Source organism: Streptomyces albospinus (assembly GCF_014648695.1).
GTDB classification, from domain to species: Bacteria; Actinomycetota; Actinomycetes; order Streptomycetales; family Streptomycetaceae; genus Streptomyces; species Streptomyces albospinus.
In genome coordinates this window covers 82,293-98,067 of record NZ_BMRP01000008.1, presented here as the reverse complement: position 1 = coordinate 98,067, position 15,775 = coordinate 82,293, and the positions used below count along the sequence as shown (strand labels likewise).

Annotated in this window: 16 protein-coding genes, 3 pseudogenes and 1 riboswitch; of the genes and pseudogenes, 6 read left to right on the top strand and 13 right to left on the bottom strand. The window is 73.1% G+C overall.

Annotation, left to right across the window (positions count from 1 at the left end; translation table 11 throughout):
• Nucleotides 1-23: 23 nt before the first annotated feature.
• Nucleotides 24-695, bottom strand: a complete 672-nt coding sequence (locus tag IEZ17_RS13595; RefSeq protein ID WP_189299812.1) for a sigma-70 family RNA polymerase sigma factor — start codon at nucleotides 693-695, stop codon at nucleotides 24-26.
• Between the two features lie 73 nt (nucleotides 696-768).
• Between IEZ17_RS13595 and IEZ17_RS42310 the strand changes: the two genes are divergently transcribed.
• Entirely contained in the window at nucleotides 769-1,173 is a 405-nt protein-coding gene (locus tag IEZ17_RS42310; protein ID WP_229852240.1) for a zf-HC2 domain-containing protein, read from the top strand.
• Nucleotides 1,174-1,519: 346 nt separating this feature from the next.
• On the opposite strand, the gene IEZ17_RS13585 is transcribed toward IEZ17_RS42310, so the two are convergent.
• Nucleotides 1,520-2,281, bottom strand: a complete 762-nt coding sequence (locus IEZ17_RS13585) for a PE-PGRS family protein (RefSeq protein ID WP_189299810.1) — start codon at nucleotides 2,279-2,281, stop codon at nucleotides 1,520-1,522.
• 179 nt (nucleotides 2,282-2,460) lie between these two features.
• Nucleotides 2,461-3,666, bottom strand: a complete 1,206-nt coding sequence (locus IEZ17_RS13580) for an MFS transporter (protein ID WP_189299808.1) — start codon at nucleotides 3,664-3,666, stop codon at nucleotides 2,461-2,463.
• A gap of 215 nt (nucleotides 3,667-3,881) precedes the next feature.
• Here IEZ17_RS13580 and IEZ17_RS13575 point away from each other — a divergent pair, with 215 nt between their 5' ends.
• On the top strand, nucleotides 3,882-4,580 hold the full coding sequence (locus tag IEZ17_RS13575) for a class I SAM-dependent DNA methyltransferase (protein ID WP_189299806.1): 699 nt from the start codon (nucleotides 3,882-3,884) through the stop codon (nucleotides 4,578-4,580).
• A gap of 152 nt (nucleotides 4,581-4,732) precedes the next feature.
• Here IEZ17_RS13575 and IEZ17_RS13570 read toward each other — a convergent pair.
• The 5 genes and pseudogenes from IEZ17_RS13570 to IEZ17_RS13550 form a co-directional block, all read right to left on the bottom strand.
• Nucleotides 4,733-5,256 (bottom strand): annotated as a pseudogene (locus IEZ17_RS13570) (MarR family winged helix-turn-helix transcriptional regulator).
• A gap of 147 nt (nucleotides 5,257-5,403) precedes the next feature.
• Nucleotides 5,404-5,946 (bottom strand): annotated as a pseudogene (locus IEZ17_RS13565) (alpha/beta fold hydrolase); the annotation flags it as partial.
• A 122-nt stretch (nucleotides 5,947-6,068) separates the two neighbouring features.
• A pseudogene (locus IEZ17_RS44440) lies at nucleotides 6,069-6,934 on the bottom strand (molybdopterin cofactor-binding domain-containing protein); the annotation flags it as partial.
• 81 nt (nucleotides 6,935-7,015) lie between these two features.
• A complete protein-coding gene (locus IEZ17_RS13555; RefSeq protein WP_373299806.1) occupies nucleotides 7,016-7,246 on the bottom strand; it encodes a ferredoxin in 231 nt (76 codons plus the stop codon).
• Nucleotides 7,240-8,430, bottom strand: coding sequence for a cytochrome P450 (locus IEZ17_RS13550; protein WP_189299804.1), 1,191 nt, complete (start codon nucleotides 8,428-8,430; stop codon nucleotides 7,240-7,242). Before IEZ17_RS13550 ends, IEZ17_RS13555 begins: the two co-directional genes overlap by 7 nt.
• Before the next feature lie 207 nt (nucleotides 8,431-8,637).
• On the opposite strand from IEZ17_RS13550, the gene IEZ17_RS13545 reads away from it, so the two are divergent.
• Both IEZ17_RS13545 and IEZ17_RS13540 read left to right on the top strand, forming a co-directional pair.
• On the top strand, nucleotides 8,638-9,264 hold the full coding sequence (locus IEZ17_RS13545) for a TetR/AcrR family transcriptional regulator (RefSeq protein WP_189300085.1): 627 nt from the start codon (nucleotides 8,638-8,640) through the stop codon (nucleotides 9,262-9,264).
• Nucleotides 9,265-9,444: 180 nt separating this feature from the next.
• Entirely contained in the window at nucleotides 9,445-9,912 is a 468-nt protein-coding gene (locus IEZ17_RS13540; protein WP_189299802.1) for a hypothetical protein, read from the top strand.
• Here the strand turns inward: IEZ17_RS13540 and IEZ17_RS13535 are convergent.
• The 3 genes from IEZ17_RS13535 to IEZ17_RS13525 all read right to left on the bottom strand — a co-directional run bounded on the left by IEZ17_RS13535 (nucleotide 9,909) and on the right by IEZ17_RS13525 (nucleotide 12,162).
• Nucleotides 9,909-11,234, bottom strand: coding sequence for an SPFH domain-containing protein (locus tag IEZ17_RS13535; protein ID WP_229852237.1), 1,326 nt, complete (start codon nucleotides 11,232-11,234; stop codon nucleotides 9,909-9,911). The two genes, IEZ17_RS13540 and IEZ17_RS13535, sit on opposite strands and share 4 nt — an antisense overlap.
• Nucleotides 11,235-11,314: 80 nt before the next feature.
• Nucleotides 11,315-11,542, bottom strand: coding sequence for an NfeD C-terminal domain-containing protein (locus tag IEZ17_RS13530; RefSeq protein WP_229852236.1), 228 nt, complete (start codon nucleotides 11,540-11,542; stop codon nucleotides 11,315-11,317).
• 281 nt (nucleotides 11,543-11,823) lie between these two features.
• Nucleotides 11,824-12,162, bottom strand: coding sequence for a hypothetical protein (locus tag IEZ17_RS13525; protein ID WP_229852235.1), 339 nt, complete (start codon nucleotides 12,160-12,162; stop codon nucleotides 11,824-11,826).
• A gap of 241 nt (nucleotides 12,163-12,403) precedes the next feature.
• Between IEZ17_RS13525 and IEZ17_RS13520 the strand changes: the two genes are divergently transcribed.
• Entirely contained in the window at nucleotides 12,404-13,438 is a 1,035-nt protein-coding gene (locus tag IEZ17_RS13520; protein ID WP_189299799.1) for a hypothetical protein, read from the top strand.
• Between the two features lie 65 nt (nucleotides 13,439-13,503).
• Nucleotides 13,504-13,591, top strand: a riboswitch (ZMP/ZTP riboswitch).
• A gap of 21 nt (nucleotides 13,592-13,612) precedes the next feature.
• Nucleotides 13,613-14,485: a bifunctional 5,10-methylenetetrahydrofolate dehydrogenase/5,10-methenyltetrahydrofolate cyclohydrolase gene (locus IEZ17_RS13515; protein ID WP_189299797.1), complete on the top strand. Its 873-nt coding sequence runs from the start codon at nucleotides 13,613-13,615 to the stop codon at nucleotides 14,483-14,485.
• Nucleotides 14,486-14,586: 101 nt separating this feature from the next.
• On the opposite strand, the gene IEZ17_RS13510 is transcribed toward IEZ17_RS13515, so the two are convergent.
• Both IEZ17_RS13510 and IEZ17_RS13505 read right to left on the bottom strand, forming a co-directional pair.
• Complete coding sequence (locus IEZ17_RS13510) at nucleotides 14,587-14,859, bottom strand: DUF6086 family protein (RefSeq protein WP_189299795.1); 273 nt, start codon at nucleotides 14,857-14,859, stop codon at nucleotides 14,587-14,589.
• A gap of 74 nt (nucleotides 14,860-14,933) precedes the next feature.
• The gene (locus tag IEZ17_RS13505) at nucleotides 14,934-15,404 is read right to left on the bottom strand and encodes a hypothetical protein (RefSeq protein ID WP_189299794.1); all 471 of its coding nucleotides are present in this window, start codon (nucleotides 15,402-15,404) and stop codon (nucleotides 14,934-14,936) included.
• Between the last annotated feature and the right edge of the window lie 371 nt (nucleotides 15,405-15,775).

Genomic DNA, 15,775 nt, shown 5'->3' with positions numbered 1-15,775 from the left:
TTGCGATGCCGGGAAACGGTCCGTCAGGCCACGGCGGCGGCGAGGTCGCGCGGCTGCCGGTCAGCCGGCACCGGTCTCCCGAGCGCCAGGCTCCCCGAGGAGGACGCCCGAAGCGCGCCCCCGCCGTCTGCGCCCTGCCGTTCGGTCCCCGCCTCGGCGTCCGCCAGCAGCGCAATCAGCGTCTCCCGGGCGCGGGCCACCCTGGACCGCACCGTCCCCACCGGGCAGCCCATCACCCCGGCAGCCGCCGCGTACGGAAGCCCCAGCAGCTGCGTCAGCACAAACGCCTCCCGCCGCTGCGGTGTCAGCGCCGCGAGCAGTTCGGCCAGCGCGATGCCCTCGTCGAACCCCGGAACACCGCGCGGCTGCACCCGCTCCGCCGCGGTCTGCCAGTCGTCGGTCGCCGCCATCCGCGGCCGTACCGCATGGGAGCGGATGCGATCCGCCACCACCCGCCGGGCGATCGTCAGCAGCCAGGTCCGCGCCGACGACCGGCCCTCGAACCGCGGCAGACTGCGCAACGCCCGTACGTAGGTGTCCTGCACCAGGTCGTCGGCCGCCTGCGCCTCTCCGCTGAGATGCGTCACATAACGCCGCACATCGAGCTGCGTAGCCTTCACGAACTGCTCGACGGCCCGCTCGTCGCCGGTGCGGGCGGCCAGCGCCCAGCCCGTCACCGTCTCGTCGTCCCGCACACCGTTCCGTGCTCCGTCACGCACAGCGGGACCGCCCCTCGCCGCGCATTTTCGCTTGATGGAGGATGGGCGCATGCTCTGCTCGCGCATCCGTACGGCACTCTCCGCCCGCCTCGACGGCGAGGAATTGCCCCCGGGGATCACCGCCCGCCGCCTCGACGACCATCTCGCGGACTGCCGGGACTGCCGCGCATGGGACGCCCAGGCGCGAGCGCTGACGGCGGCCGTCGATCGCGCCGCCGCGTGTGCGGAAGGGGCTGCTGTCCGCACGCGTACCGGCGATGCGGCGCGGCCCTCGCAGGTCTCTGACGGGGATGCGCCGCCTTCCGGCGAAGCGGCAGCCCCCGGCGACGGCAAGACCATCCCCCTCGGGGACACCGCGATCATCGAGGCGCTGCTCGCCCGTTGGCGGTCGGTGCCCACACCGGAAGCGGCGCCCACCATCCCGGTGGATACGACCGGCGGACGGACAGGCTGAGCCCGCGGCGCGGGACCGGCACCCGCCCTCGGGCACCCGCGGGCCGGGAAGGGAAACGGACGCGGGCGGCGGAGCCACCGGCATCCGGACAGGGTTCATCATCTGGAGTCCTCTGGAGTCCTTCGCGTGATCCGGTCGGCGCGCGTACGGCGCGGACGACCGGTGAAGTCGAAGCCGGGACATCAGGGCACGAGGGCACGAGGCGACAGCCTCCGACGGCGACGGCCCTCGGGGCAGCGGCCCTTCAGGAGGTGCCGCCGCCAGGGAGCGACAGCCTCTGTGGAGCGGCTGTCGTCCGCCCCTGTGTGCCTCCGAGCCGGTCCGGCCAGGAGATTCGTCCGTGCTGTCAGACGACAGCCGGCTCACGCGGTGGGCCCCGCAAGGACATCGCATGGGCGAGCAGCAACTGGCGTACCGCACACCGCGGCTGCTGCCGGGCGGGGCGCGGCGCGGGCCCGGCATCGGGCAGTACGACCCGCAACACCAGCACCAAGGGCGCGAACAGCCAGGCCGACACGGTCCGTACGAGCCGGAACGCCGCCCGCTCACCGCCCCACAGCCACCAGGCGCTGAGCAGGGCGACCAGCAGGTGCGCGGCGAGCATGCCGCCGGCGCCGCCGTGCATGCCCGGATGCCCCGACGGCATGCCGGCCATCCCCGGCATCGCACCCATGGCGCCCATCGACCCCATGGAATCCGCCGAGCCCATGGGACCCATCGACCCCATCTGCTCCATCTGCGACGCCATGCGTGCCGCGTCGATGTCGGCGACCGACAGTCCCTGTCCGCCGCAGAGCCAGGTGTTCGCCCACTCCCGTGCCAGCGAGGCCCGTTGTCCGTCGGCGCCGGCGGCAACTGCCTGACCCAGCGAGAACGCACTGTGCAGGCCCGCCTGGGTGGCCACGGTCAGCACCCCGACCAGTACCGGCCCGCGTTCCCGGCCGGCGAGGCACCAGGCCCCGGCCGCCGTCGTCAGACCGGACGCGAGCAGCATCCAGCCGGGCACCGCGGTATCCGACATCACCACGTGCCCCAGTGCAGCGAGGACCACACAGACCGCCGCGAACACCGCGGCGCGCAGCCCCCTCAAAACCTGCCCCGCATCCATGACAGCCCCATCGTCGCACCCCGCCCCGCAGGCGAACGAGGAGGGGCGCACCGGCATCGTCGCCGGACGCTGTAGTAAGGGTCCCGGGGAAGGCGTACGTCTGCCTGCGCGTACCTCTGCCCACCTCCGCATATCCACGGGTGCGGGGCCAGGCCGCCGCGGGCCGGCCGGCCCATGAGCTACCCGCCGCCGTGCGACGCCCCTTCCCTCCGCACCCCCGTCGCCAGCCCGGCGACCGCCACCGCACCCGCGAGCGCCAGCATGCCCACGGCCGGCGAAGCGGACGCCGCGACGGCGCCGACGAGCAGGGGCCCACCGGCGTCCCCTGCTTCCCGGCCGAGTTCCGCGGCCCCCATCGTCCGGCCCATCCGGCCGGCCGGTGCGGTCGCGGCGAGCGCGGCGAAGCCCAGGGGGGTGGCCATGCCGACGCCGGTCCCGATACCCACCGCACTCGCCACCAGCCCGGGGACGCCGGGCAGCGCGGCAGCGGCCAGACCGACCGCGGTCAGTCCGAGCCCCAGAGCCGATCCGCCGCGGAGGCCGAGCCGTCCGCGGTCGTGGGCCCGGCCCGCCAGGGGCTGTACGAGAGCGGCGCAGCAGGCGAGCAGGGAGACCACGGCTCCGGTGACGACGGAGGAGAGCCCTGCCGTGCGGCCGTGTACCGGCAGGAAGCCGACCCCGGCACTCAGCGCGGCGGTGGTCGCGGCCAGGGCCAGGGTCGGGCGCAGGAAGTCGCGGTCGGTGAGCCGGCGTACCAGGTCGAGCAGGGTCTGGCGCTGCCGGGGCGCCGGCGGCACCGCCGGTACCGACACCGCCACCCAGACCGCACCGGCCGCGGCAACCGCGGCAAGTACCGTGAACAGGGCGGGGAATCCGCCCCACCACGTGATCGCGCCGCCCAGCAGCGGTCCGAGGACGTAACCGACGGATTTCCAGGCGCCGTACGAGCCGAAGGCGTGTCCCGTCCTGCCCGCACCGATCCGGGCGACCATGGCCGAGGCGGCAGGTGAGAACGCGGAGGCGGCTGCTCCTTGGGCCAACCGGGCACCGGCCAGTGCGCCGGTGTTCGTCGCGCCGAAGACGGCCGCGGTTGCCGAGGCCACGGCGAAGGCGACGAGGCCGCCGAGCACCACCGGGCGCGGGCCGATCCGGTCGGCGAGGGTGCCGAAGACCGGCTTGAGGATGATCTCCGCGCCGTCGTACACGGCGAGCAGCGCCCCGAGCGTGAACAGCGGCAGGACGTGACCGGAGTGTCTGGCGCCCAGGCTCGCGGCGATCCCGTGCGCCCCGAAGGCCGTGGTGAATCCCGCCGCGTAGAGGGGACCGAGGCGCCGCCACCGTGCGGAGCGGTTCCGGTCGCCTTCCGCGCACTCGTCTGCGTCCATGGCCCCGTCCTCGCCCGCGTTCGGCCCCGGATGCCCCGTCGGCTCCATCCTCCCCCTGCCGTGACGTGAACGCACGTACTCCTCCCGGGACATCGCCGGCTGCGGAGGTCGCCGTACAGCGGAGCTGCCCGCGGTGGAGGTGGTGGCGGTGCGCCGGCCGTCCCCTGCGCCCTCCGGCCGACGCCCGCTGCGTCCTCCCGCTACCGTCCTTCGACATGACCGCATCAGATCCGTCCCACGCGCTCGAACCGTCCGACGTACGCAGCACCCGCACCGCCTATGACACCGTCGCCGTCGACTACGAGCGGCTGCTGCGCTCCGCGCTCGCCGCCATGCCGATGGACCGCGCGATGCTCGGCGCCTTCGCCGAACTCGTGCAGGCCGACGGCGGCGGCCCGGTCGTGGACCTCGGTTGCGGGCCCGGCCGGATCACCGGACATCTGCACTCGCTCGGCCTGGACGTCTCCGGTGTCGATCTGTCGCCCGAGATGGTCGCGGTGGCCCGCAGGACGCACCCGGAGCTGCGGTTCGACGAGGGGTCGATGGCCGAACTCGGCCTTGCGGACGGCGGGTTCGCCGGGGTCGTCGCCTGGTACTCGATCATCCACACCCCGCCGGAGCGCCTGCCGGTGCTGTTCGCCGAGTTCGCGCGCGTGCTCGCCCCGGGCGGACATCTGCTGCTCGCCTTCAAGATCGGCGATGAGCTGCACCACCTGGACCACGCGTACGGCCATGAACTCTCGCTCGACGTCTACTGGCTGTCGCCCGACCGGATAGCCGAACTGCTGAACCAGGCCGGGTTTGCCGTGAACACCCGGGTGGTGCGCGAGCCAGAGGGACATGAGAAGGGCCCGCAGGCGTATCTCCTGGCCCGCAAGGCGGGGGACCGCCCGGCCGGTACAACGGGGGAGTAGCCGAGGGAGGTGACGGCGGCGATCCGGCGGGCGCCCGGCGCCGCCGTCCCGTCCGGCAGCGCGCCTGAGCTGGAGACCACCGGGGCCTGCGCGCCCCGCCCGTGCGACGCGACGGCGGGTACGGGCACCCGAGGTGCTGACCGGGCCGCCCGTCAGAAGTCCCCGGCCAGGCCCTCCCAGCGGTCGGCCAGGGACGTCAGCAGGTGCATCAGGTCGGCGCGCTGCGCGGGGTCGTACGGCTCCAGCAGCCGTTCGTCGAGCCGGCGCGCCCGCTCGTGGGCGGCGCCGAGAGTCCGCTTGCCCCCTCGGTGAGGTGCAGCAGCTTGCGGCGCCCGTCCGCGGCGTCGGCACGACGGACTATCAGGCCCCGGCTCTCCAACCGCCGGGCCACATCCGCCATCGTGGAGGTGTCCAGCGCCACGGCCGACGCCATGGACCGCTGATCCCGCCCCGGTGCCGCGTCCACGGCCGTCAGCACCGCGAACTGCGGCCCGGTGAGCGTCGGATCGACCGCGCGCACCCACACCGCGAGATACGCCTGGTAGAGGCGGCGCACCTGATAGCCGGGGGCGGCCGTCAGGGCGTGCGGAATCGCGGAATCCGGTGCGGTGGACGCCGGTCCGGCCGGCACGGACTCGGCGGATGCGGGCGCGGTGGGCGTGGTCTCGTCAGCCATGGGGTCACTCAATCACGGTGAGCCGAGCGGCCCACCGCGGACCGGCATCGCCATGCTCACATCACTCTCATTCACGCCAGCATCCCGCACCGCGTCACCGGCCGCGCCATACCGGCGAAGCGGCGGCGCCGCGCACACCGCCCGCGCTCAACCGACCATCGGGCGCAGCGCAGTCCGCAGTGCCGCCGGCGCCGCCGGGAGGTTGTCCCGGAAGATCAGGTGGCCCGCGTCCGGCACCGCGGCGAACGCGGCGGACGGCGGCAGCGCCCGCGCCCGTGCCGCCCCCGCCGCCGTGACCACCGGGCTGTCCGCGCCGTACAGCAGGGCCGTTGGGCCGGGGACCGAGGGCCACCGGTCGAAGAAGTCCTCCGTTTCGAAACCGCGATGGGTGGCGGTGATCGCTCGCAGCTGGACAGCCGGCGGGCCGGCAACTCCTGCTCCCGGTGCGGCCAGCGGCCACGACCGGGCCACCTCATCGGCGCCCGTACCGCGCTCGGCCTGCGACAACTGCCCGAGGAACACGTCCAGGGAGGTCGGGTACGGGCCGCGGCCGGGTCCGCTGATCGGCGGGTCGGCCAGGACGCTGCCGCCGATCGCCACCTTGCCGCGCGCCGCGACCGCCGCCGTGATCCGCGCGCCCATCGAATGCCCGAAAAGCAACGGCCGGTCCGGCGCGAGTGCCGCGATGACGGCCTCGGTGTCCTCGGCATCACCTCCGCCTCCGCGTCCCCGTTGCCGTGGGTGTCCGCGCCGCGCGCCTGTACCCGCAGCCGCCGCCCGGCGTCGGCCTCCAGGAACCGCACGGTGCCGGTGAAGCCGGTCGCCGACGGCTCGCCCTGGGCGTCGTACGTCACCTGCTCGTACAGTTCCCCCGCGATGCCCTGGGCGATCCCGCCCCGGCGCCGGCCCTCCACCACCTGCGGATCGACGGCCACCCCGCAGTCCTCCACGCAGAGGTACCGCAGGATCTCCACCTGCCCGGTGCCTTCGTGCAGTTCGACCACCACGCCATGGGTGGCGTGGGAGAACGTCCCGTCGTTGCAGACGTCGAAGCATGCCGTCGCGCCGAGCCCCGGTTCGATGTCCTTGGGCAGCAGATGCGCCCGCAGATACGCCAGGTCGGCCGGCTCCTCGTCGCCGACCGCGGTCGCCGGATCGTCCCTGCGGTACACCCGGCCGCGGCCGACCGCGGTCTCCTCCCACGGGATGTCCCGCGGGCCGCCGCGATCGTGCGCAGCCTGTCGCCGAGCTTTCCGGCGGCCGGCCGTACGGCGCTGCCGCCGACCGCGGTCGATCGGCCGGCGAAGGTGCCCCAGCCGTAGGCGATGCGGTCCGTGTCGCCCTGATGGGGCCTCACCTTGGCGATGTCCGGCCCGAGTTCATCCGCCACGATCTGCGCCATCGTCGTCTCGTGGCTCTGCCCGTGGCTCATCGTCCCCGTCGTGACGGTGACCGCGCCGCTGGTGTCCATCCGGACCTCGGAGAGGTCGAAACCCGGCACCACCGCCATCCTGCGCTGCGCGAACGCGGCCGAGCCGTATCCGGTGCGCTCGCTGAAGCAGGAGTAGCCGATGCCGAGATGCCGCCCCTCGGCGCGGGCCGCGCGCCGCCGCTCGTACCAGCCCTCCCCGCGGGGCGCCCGCTCGCACTGGTCCAGCGACTCCCGGTACGAGCGAGGCCGGCCACGTTCGGGCCGCCCGCCGCACGCACGGTGGGGCGCGACCCGCCGGCCGCGCCCCGCCGTCTCCGCACGCCCGCCCTACGGCCGCGGCCCGATCACCCGCCCCTCCCCGTCCTGGACCGTGATCGCCATCGCCGGACACACATCGGCCGCGTCCAGCGCGCGCTCGTCCTCCGCGATGTCCGTACGCACCGGACGGGAATGCGCGCCGTCCAGCACGAACAGCTCCGGCGCGACCCCGGCGCAGGCGCCCGAGGCGATGCACAGCTGCGGATCGATCTCCGCCTTCCAGGCCACCGTGCTCACCACCCCACCGGCATGACGCGCGGCCCGCGCACCAGCATCTCGGTCTTCCACACCACATCGCCGGCCAGACGGAGCTCCGGGAAGCGGGTGACCAGTGCCAGGATCGCCTCCTGGAGCTCCAGCCGGGCCAGCGGCGCCCCCAGGCAGTGGTGGACGCCGTGGCCGAAGCCGAGGTGCTGGTTGCCGGCCCGCGAGATGTCCAGCGTCCCCGGTGCGCCGAACCGCAGCGCGTCGCGGTTGGCGGCGCCCACCGCGACCAGGACGGGCGAACCGGCGCGCACCAGCGTGCCGCCGACATCGATGTCTTCCTTGGCGTAGCGCGGCTGGCTCGCCCCGCTGCCGAGCGGTACGAAGCGCAGTAACTCCTCCACGGCGGTCCCGATCAGCTCCGGACGCTCCCGTAGCAGCGCGAGCTGGCCGGGGTGGTCCAGCAGTGCCAGGACGAAGTTGGGAATCTGCGTCGCGGTGGTCTCGTGCCCGGCGACCAGGATCCCCACGCACAGATCGACCAGTTCGAGCTCCGACAGCCGGTCGTCGACATCCCGCGCGTCGATCAGCGCCGTCATCAGATCGTCCTGCGGCGCCCGCCGGTGCTCCTCGATCAACTGCCGCATATACGCCCGGAGTTCTTCCTGGTTCGCGTCGAACTCCTCCGCGGTCAGCGAGCTGGTCGACAGCGCCGCATCGCTCCACTTCCGGAACCGCGGCCGGTCCTCCGTCGGCACCCCCAGCAACCGGCAGATCACCGCCACCGGAATGGGCAGCGCATAGCGGTCGACCAGATCCGCCGGCGGCCCGGCCGCTTCCAGCTCGTCGAGCAGTTCCCGGGTCAGCTCCTTGACCTGCGGCCGGAGCTTCTCGACCTGACGGACCGTGAACGCCTTCGCCACCAAGGAGCGCAGCCGGGTGTGATCGGGCGGATCCATGCCCAGGATGCCGCTGTCCCGGCGCCCCTCGGACTGCCGCGGTTCATCGTGCAGGGCTCCCTCGGCCCGGCTGAACCGCTGGTCGCCGAGGACGAGGCGGGCCTCGGCGTACCGCGTGACGAGCCAGGCCGGCTCGCCGTATGTCATCTGGACCTTCAGGAGCCCGGGGCGGTTGCGCGCCCGCTCGTACTCCGCCGAAAGGTCAAGGCCCTCAGGGGTGTTGAAGGGGTAGGTGAGGGGTGCTGTATCGGCTGTGGTCACGGTGACCTCCCTTGTGTAAGCACCTGCTTACATCACGGTAGGGCGGTCTCCCGCAGCGGTCAACGATCATTTGTGGCCGACCTGGTGACGGGCCGTGGGATGTTGATCTCCGTGGTCCAGCACGGATCATGGCGGGGCCATGTCGGACGATGGCGGCCCGAGGCGGGCCGGCGGAAAGGGGAGTGGCGCGTGGCGATCGGGGAGGCGATGGCGGAGTACCCGCACGGCGGCACCGGGGGTGAGCACCGCAGGGACGCACAGGCCACCCGGAGGCTGCTGCTCGACGCCGCGTCGGACCTGTTCGCGGAACGGGGCTACGAGCGCGCGACGGTACGCGACATCGCGTCCCGGGCGGGAGTCAACCAGGCCCTGCTGTTCCGCTACTTCGGCTCGAAAAAGGCCCTCTTCGGCGAGGTCATGGCGCGCGGCGGCCACGAACAGCTGCGCACCACCCCGGCGGAGCGGCTGTTCGAGGTCGCGCTCCGCGGCATGCTCGGCGAGGGCCGCGGCCCCGGCGCCGACCGCTCGCTGGAGGTCTGCCTGCGCTCGATCGGCGGCAGCGACGAAATTTCCGAAGCGCTCAAGGGGCTCGGCGACGAGTACGCGGATGTGCTGGCCACCCTCTCGAAGGCCGACAACGGCGATCTGCGCGGCGATCTGGCACTGTCCTGGCTGCTGGGCATCGGCCTGATGCGGGTGGTGGTCGGCAAGGAGCCGCTGGCCGGCGCCGACCCGGACACGGTCTGCCGACTGGTGGTGGGCGCACTGGGCACCTTGCTGGAGGGGCTGCCTGCGGACGACGCGGGGGAGGGGCCGGGGGGTAGCGGCGGCTGACGGCGTGCCAGATCCCGTCGCTGGAACGGCCGCGGGTCCCGTCGGCTTCTGTCCCAATCCCTGCTGCGTTCCGGTGATCCTCTGGCGGGTCAACGACGCCGATGTCCCAAATTCCCCCTTATTGTCGCGCATGCGGAGAATGCTCTTTCTTCTGCACAACAGCCGAGAAAAGGTGGAAGAATGCTTGGTTCGATTCCTCGTGGGCTCGCGGTGGCCGGCCTGACCGCGGCTGCCTTGGCGGTGCCGATGACCGGCGCCGCGACCGCGGCCCCCCACGGCAACGGACACACCGTCATGTGCCACACGCACAGCCGTTGCCACCACACCCAAGGCCGTCACCACGGCCATGGCGGCAGCAACGAACGCCGGCGCGATCACGTCCGCCATGACGACGACGACTTCGGCCGCCGTGGCGAGCACCGCCGCTACGACGACGATGACAACGGCCGTGGCGGCGATGAGCGCCGTGGCGGCGACGACCGCCGTGCCGGTGACGACCGCCGTGGCGGCGACGACGAGCGCCGCGGTGGCGACGACGAGCGCCGCAGCGGGGACCGCGGCCGGCAAGAGGACGCGGCGGCCAGCCTCGAAGGCAACGGCCTCGGCAGGGACGGCCTCCTCGGCCTCGGTGTCCTCGGGCTCCTCTAGCCGTCCCGTCGCGTCGTCGCGTCTGTGGGCTCGGGTCGACGACCCGGGCCCACAGGCATGACCGGAGCACCCGCCCCGTCACCCGTCGGCACCCGGGTCTCCGGCGTCGCGCCGCCCCGGCCCTCCGGCCCGGACGACCCGGCCGCGGCGGATGCGCCTGCTGCCCCGGCACCCCGCTCCGCACCCGTCGCCGGCTTCAGGCTGCCGAGAATGGCCAACCCCTGGCCGACGATCCCCGAGACGATGTCGTTCACCCCTTCCGTCCCGTTCAGCACGGTCAGCCGGGACCCGGAGATCCCCTTCGCCGCCGCCTCGGCCAGCGCCGGCAGATTCTCGACCGTGCGGTTCGCGGCGATCAGCTCCTGGTTGCCGTCCCGCAGCGAAGCCGCCAGCGCACTGTTCGCATCCGCCCGCGCCCGCGCGACCTCCCGTTCCGTGTACGCACGGGCATCCGCCTCGAACCGCACCCGGTCCCGCTGCGCCTCGGCGAGCGTGCGCAGCCGGTACGCCTCCGCGTCCGCCGGCCGCCGCACCTCGGCCTCCAGCCGCCGGGCGGCCAGCGCCGCCTGCCGCTCGGCCAGCGCCGTCTGCTCCTCGATGACCTCCTGGGAGGCCCTGGCCTGGGCCAGGGGCCCGGCCTGCGCCGCCCGCGCCTGGTACTGCTCGGTCTCCGCCAGGAACCCGGCCCGCTTGATCGCGGTGTCCCGCTCGTACTCCGCCTTCAGCGCCGCCGCCTGCTGCTCCCGCTCGGTCGCCTCCTGATCCGCCTTGGCCTGGGCGATCCGCGCGGCGCTGGCCACCGCCGCGGCGTGCGGCGCGGCGAGATTGGTGATGTAGCCGGTGGTATCGCCGATCTCCTGGATTTGCAGCGCATCGACGACGATGCCGAGCTTCTCCATCTCCGAGTGGCTGCCCTCCTTCACCTCCTGCGCGACCCGGTCCCGCTCCCGGATGATCTGCTCGACGGTCAGCCCGCCGACGATCGAGCGCAGGTGGCCGGCGAAGATCCGCCCCACCAGCTCCTCCATGCTCCGCTGCTCGTCCAGGAACCGCCGAGCGGCATTGGCGATGGACGCCTGGTCGTCACCGACCTTGAACACGGCCACCGCCCGTACGGCGAGCCGAATCCCCTGCTGTGTGACGCAGTCCTCGGAGATCTCCGACTCCCGCAACGACAGCGACAGCACACTGGCCTTCTGCTTGACGGGCATCACCCAGCAGCCATGGCCGGTGACGATACGGAATTGCGCGTCCCCGGCCCGGCGCTTCGAACCGGAGATCAGCAGCGCCTCATTCGGCGCCGGTACATGCCAGAACAACATCGCAAGGCTCCTGGTCTCGTGAGACTGGCCTCGGCCGGGGCTGGTGCGCGGGGCGGCGGGGAAGGCTGTGCACAGGGCGGTCAGGCGGCGGGCAGCGGCACGACGATCACCGACCGCGCCGAGGTCCGGTCCGTCACGATCACCTGCGTGTGCCGGGCGATGGGCCGGCCGCCGGACCAGGCCGCGAATGCTTCGCTCCCGCCCCGAACGGGCAGCAGCACCTCGCCCGGTCCGTCGCTCGGGATCGAGACGGTCACCCGCCCGATCACCCCGATCGGATTGAAGTCCACCTCATCCGCCGCGCTCACCCGAGCTCTCCGTTCTCGCCCGAAACCGTGACCATGACGCGAACCCGTCCCCGGCGCGGCAACCGGCCGTTTCCACACTTCAACGGTACTCCGGCCGGGCCCCGCGCAGCCCGGCCGTACGGCGTTCCGGCCGCTCGCGGTGGCCCTCCAGGAACGGGAACGATCACGGACGCCGGGCCTCCCCCGCCGCGCGCCGCGCCGGCCTCCGCGCTCGCCGCCCGCCGCTCACCAGGAGCGATCGGCGGCACCGCACCCCGGCGGACGCGCCCGCCGACGCACCGTCAGTGGTGGACGACCGGCCGCAACGGGCCGCGCGGTGCCGCCAGTTCGACGGAGAGGGAGGGGCCGGGCACCGGTCGGCGGGACGGCAGCACATCGGGCGCCCGGTGCGGACGCAGCGCCGCCAGCGCGGTTTCCGTCTCCTCCATCAGCGCCCGGTAGGAGACCAGCCGCTGCCACTCCGGGTCGGCGACCCCGGGCACCGTGGCGGACCGTTCCGTCCAGATCTTGACCAGGCCCGCGTAGACGGGCGTCTGTCTTTGGACTTCCGCGTTGATCCGCACTTCCGCGTTGATCCGCGGCGGTACGGGGCCCGGAGCCGGGAGCGGAGGGTGGTTCACGATGGGGCTGGGAACGAAGGCGGTCTGACCATGACCGGCGACAGTGACGGACGAGGGAGCACTCATGGCCGTAAAAACGATTCGCTCCATCAGATGGTCACTGCATACACCGTGGAGCACCCTCGCAAGCTTCCCCGCATAACACCCCAAAGCTTCGCCCCCTTTGCAGGGAATATCACCTCTTACAGTGATCTCTCGTCGATAACCGGGCCAACATCGGCTAAAAAACGTTGTCGCTGACATGGAACCGAGGGAGTTGTGGGAGCGCCACGCGGTACTCGCCCAGGCGTTTTGCAGCAGCGATGACGAGGTCCGCCGGACGCAGGGACTCCTCGACGAGGCCGAGGCACGCCGGTCGCGGACCCTGGCCGCCTTTGCGGTGACCGTGGGCAGCGACGAGGTGGTGGCCGATCTGCTCGGACTCGACGCCCGCGAAGTACGCCTGGCCCGCCGCACGGTCGGCAAGGACGACGCCCGCGCCGTGGCCAAGAGCCTGCTGGAGGAGTCCGCCCGCGAACGCCGGCCGGCCCGCCAGCCCAACGCCCCGGAACCGGACCCGGCACAGCCCTCCGCCGCGAGCGCCGCCGCATCCGCCCCCAGCTCCGCCGCCGCGACCGCCAGCAGAGTCAGAGCGGGAGTCGGAGCCGCAACCGCCGGCAGGGGCTACCCGGGCACGTTCGCCGGAAGTCCACCCGCCCCACCGGTCACCCCCGCCGACGCCGCCGCGTACGTCCCGCCCCGCCCCACCCAGCAGCCGCACACCGTACCGCCCACGTACACCCCGGCCAGCGAACCGGCCTGGTCGCCCGCCCTGGACGCGGTCCTCGTCAACAGCCGCCACAACGGCGTGGACCTCAGCGCGCTCGCCACCGAACTCGGCCTGGACGTCACCATCCTGGCCGCCCGCGCCCATCAACTCGCCTCCGAGCCACGTCTGCACCGCCCACCGTCCTCGGACCGCATCGGCCGCCACCGCCGGATGACCGACATCCCGCCCGCTCCACAGCCCGACACCACCACGCTGCCCCGCCACGAGAACCCACCGCTCCCGCCGTACGAGCCACAGACTCCCTGGACGCCGCAGCAACACACCGCCGCCTGGGCACCGCACGATCCCCACGCGGCGTGGGCACCCCAGCCGGCGCCGGTGCCCTCGCCCCCTACATGGGATCCCAGTGCCGTCACCGTCACCCAGCACGACTGGGACGGCATCCTCAGCCAGTGGGAGGCCGCCAGCACACCGCATACCTTCATCCCGGGACAACCGGGCTCCTGACCGCGGTGCGGGCGCGGTGCCCCGCCCCACCGCCGTCGGCCCGCGTCCGGCCATCGCCTACAGTGGTCCCGAGCCGTGACTGGCGCTTGGGTGGAGTACCACCGGGGAGCGGCTCGGCCTCCCTGGTCGGTGCCGTGCGCCTGGGCGATTCCGTACGACGCTCCGGAGCAGCCCATGCCGCAGACCACCTCTTCCACCGCCCGCCTGATGGACGGCAGCGCACTCGCCCGCCAGATGGTCGAGCAGGCCGCCGAGCGCGCCGCGGCCCTCACCCGGCAGACCGGTCAGGCCCCGTGTCTGGCCACCGTGCTGGTGGGCGAAGATCCCGCCTCCGTGACCTATGTGCGGATGAAGCGCGCCCGCTGCGAGAAGGCCGGCATCCGGTCCCGGCACATCGCGCTGCCGGCCGCCACCACGACCGCCCAGCTGATCGCCACGATCGGCGAGCTGTCGGACGACCCCGGCGTCCACGGGATCCTGCTCCAGCACCCGGCCGGTCCGCACATCGACGAGCGCGCCGCCTTCGAGGCGATCGCCCCCGCCAAGGACGTCGACGGCGTGACGTTCCATTCCTTCGCCGCGATGAGCTTCGGCCTGGACGGCTTCGCGTCCTGCACCCCCGGCGGCATCATGCGTCTCCTGGACCACTACGACGTCGACCTGACCGGCAAGCACGCCGTCGTCGTCGGCCGCAGTGCGATCCTCGGCAAGCCCGTGGGAATGCTGCTGCTCGGCCGCAACGCCACGGTCACCTACTGCCACTCCCGCACCAACGACCTCGCCGCCATCACGCGCGAGGCCGATGTGCTGATCGCTGCGGTGGGCCGCCCCCGCTTCATCCACGGTGACCACATCAAGCCGGGCGCGGTCGTCATCGACGCCGGCTACAACCCCGGCAACGTCGGCGACGTCGACTTCGACTCGGCCGTCACCCGCGCGAGCCTGCTCACGCCGGTCCCCGGCGGCGTCGGCCCGATGACCATCGCCACCCTCCTCACCCAGACCGTCGACGCGGCATCCCGGCAACTGGGGGCGACGGCCGTCTGACAGGGCGCGGGCGACGGGAGTCGGGAAAGCGTCCGGCGTCCCGGCGCCGTTCGCTCCGGCGGATGCCGCCGCGACCTCAACGTGCCATGAAACGCTCCACCTCACGCGACGTCTGCCGCAGGGCGACCAGCCACGGCTCGTCGAGGTCGGCCGCTTCCCGGCCGGCCCTCGGTGCCCGCCCTCGCCGCGAGGGCCGGCACCGTGGCGAGGAAGCCGTCCGAGAGCGCGATCATGACGCCATGGGTCGTTCTGCGGCGCCGCGCCAGCAGCGCTTCGACGAAGGCCGCGACGTCGGCGGGGTCGATGCGGTATTCGTCGGACCGCATCGGGCCGATCCCGGAGGGCATCGCCAACTCCGCCTCGAAGACGGACACTTGGCCGACAGCTGAAGTACTCCGCGCCCGGCTACGGGGGCGGCGGGCGGCTCATCGGTGCAACCGGCCTTCGGTCAGGACACCTTGACCGTCACCCGCCAGGGAACGACCACATGCGGGCAGACATGTCCGTGGCCGGCGCGGCAGGTGCGCTGCGCGCTGATCCTGGCCGTTCCGCGACGGCCGGCGCGGAATCGGCCGGTGGCGTCGCCGGTCGGTGCCGTACCGCCGTCGGTCTGCCGCAGGACCGCGACGTCGCCGGACCTCGGCGCGCCCCAGGAGAACGTGACGCCCCGGTTGCGGTGGCCGGTGAGCCGGACGGTGACCGTTTCCCCCGGTCGCACGGTGACGGAGTGGCCGTTGTCGGCGTTGGTCAGCACTCTGCCCCTGCCGATGGGGGCGGGCGCTCGGTGCTGTTGCCGTGCGGCGGTGGTGCCGGTGGCCGCGGGAACCGCCGCGGCGGCCGCTCCCGCAGTGAGCGAGGTCCCTGCGCCGAGCGCCAGTCCCGCGGCGCAGGAGGCGGCCAGATATCCCACTGTCTTCATAGCTCTCCCAATGTCCCTGCCATGCCTGTCACTTGAGCGGGGTCATGCTCCCATCACGGGGCGAAGCTCCGATATCAGTGAAAAGAGTGAAAAGAGAGGGAATCGGGAGGCGTGGGGTGATGGTGAAGGACATCGCCGGTGGCGAGCCGAGGGGCCGCCCGCGTGCGGTGGGCGGCCTTGTCCCTGCGGCATCTGCCCTGGCCGGAGAGCCGTTCACCCGGATCCGGCAACTGGGCACCGAAGGTCATGACCCGGACGACGAGGGCATGTTGTGGCAAGTGGGGCCCGCAGCGCCTCCGCGCGCGGGCTGAGGGCACTGGTCATCGGCAGGCTGGATACGATGCGCTGCCGCTGCCGGCCCATGTCGAAGT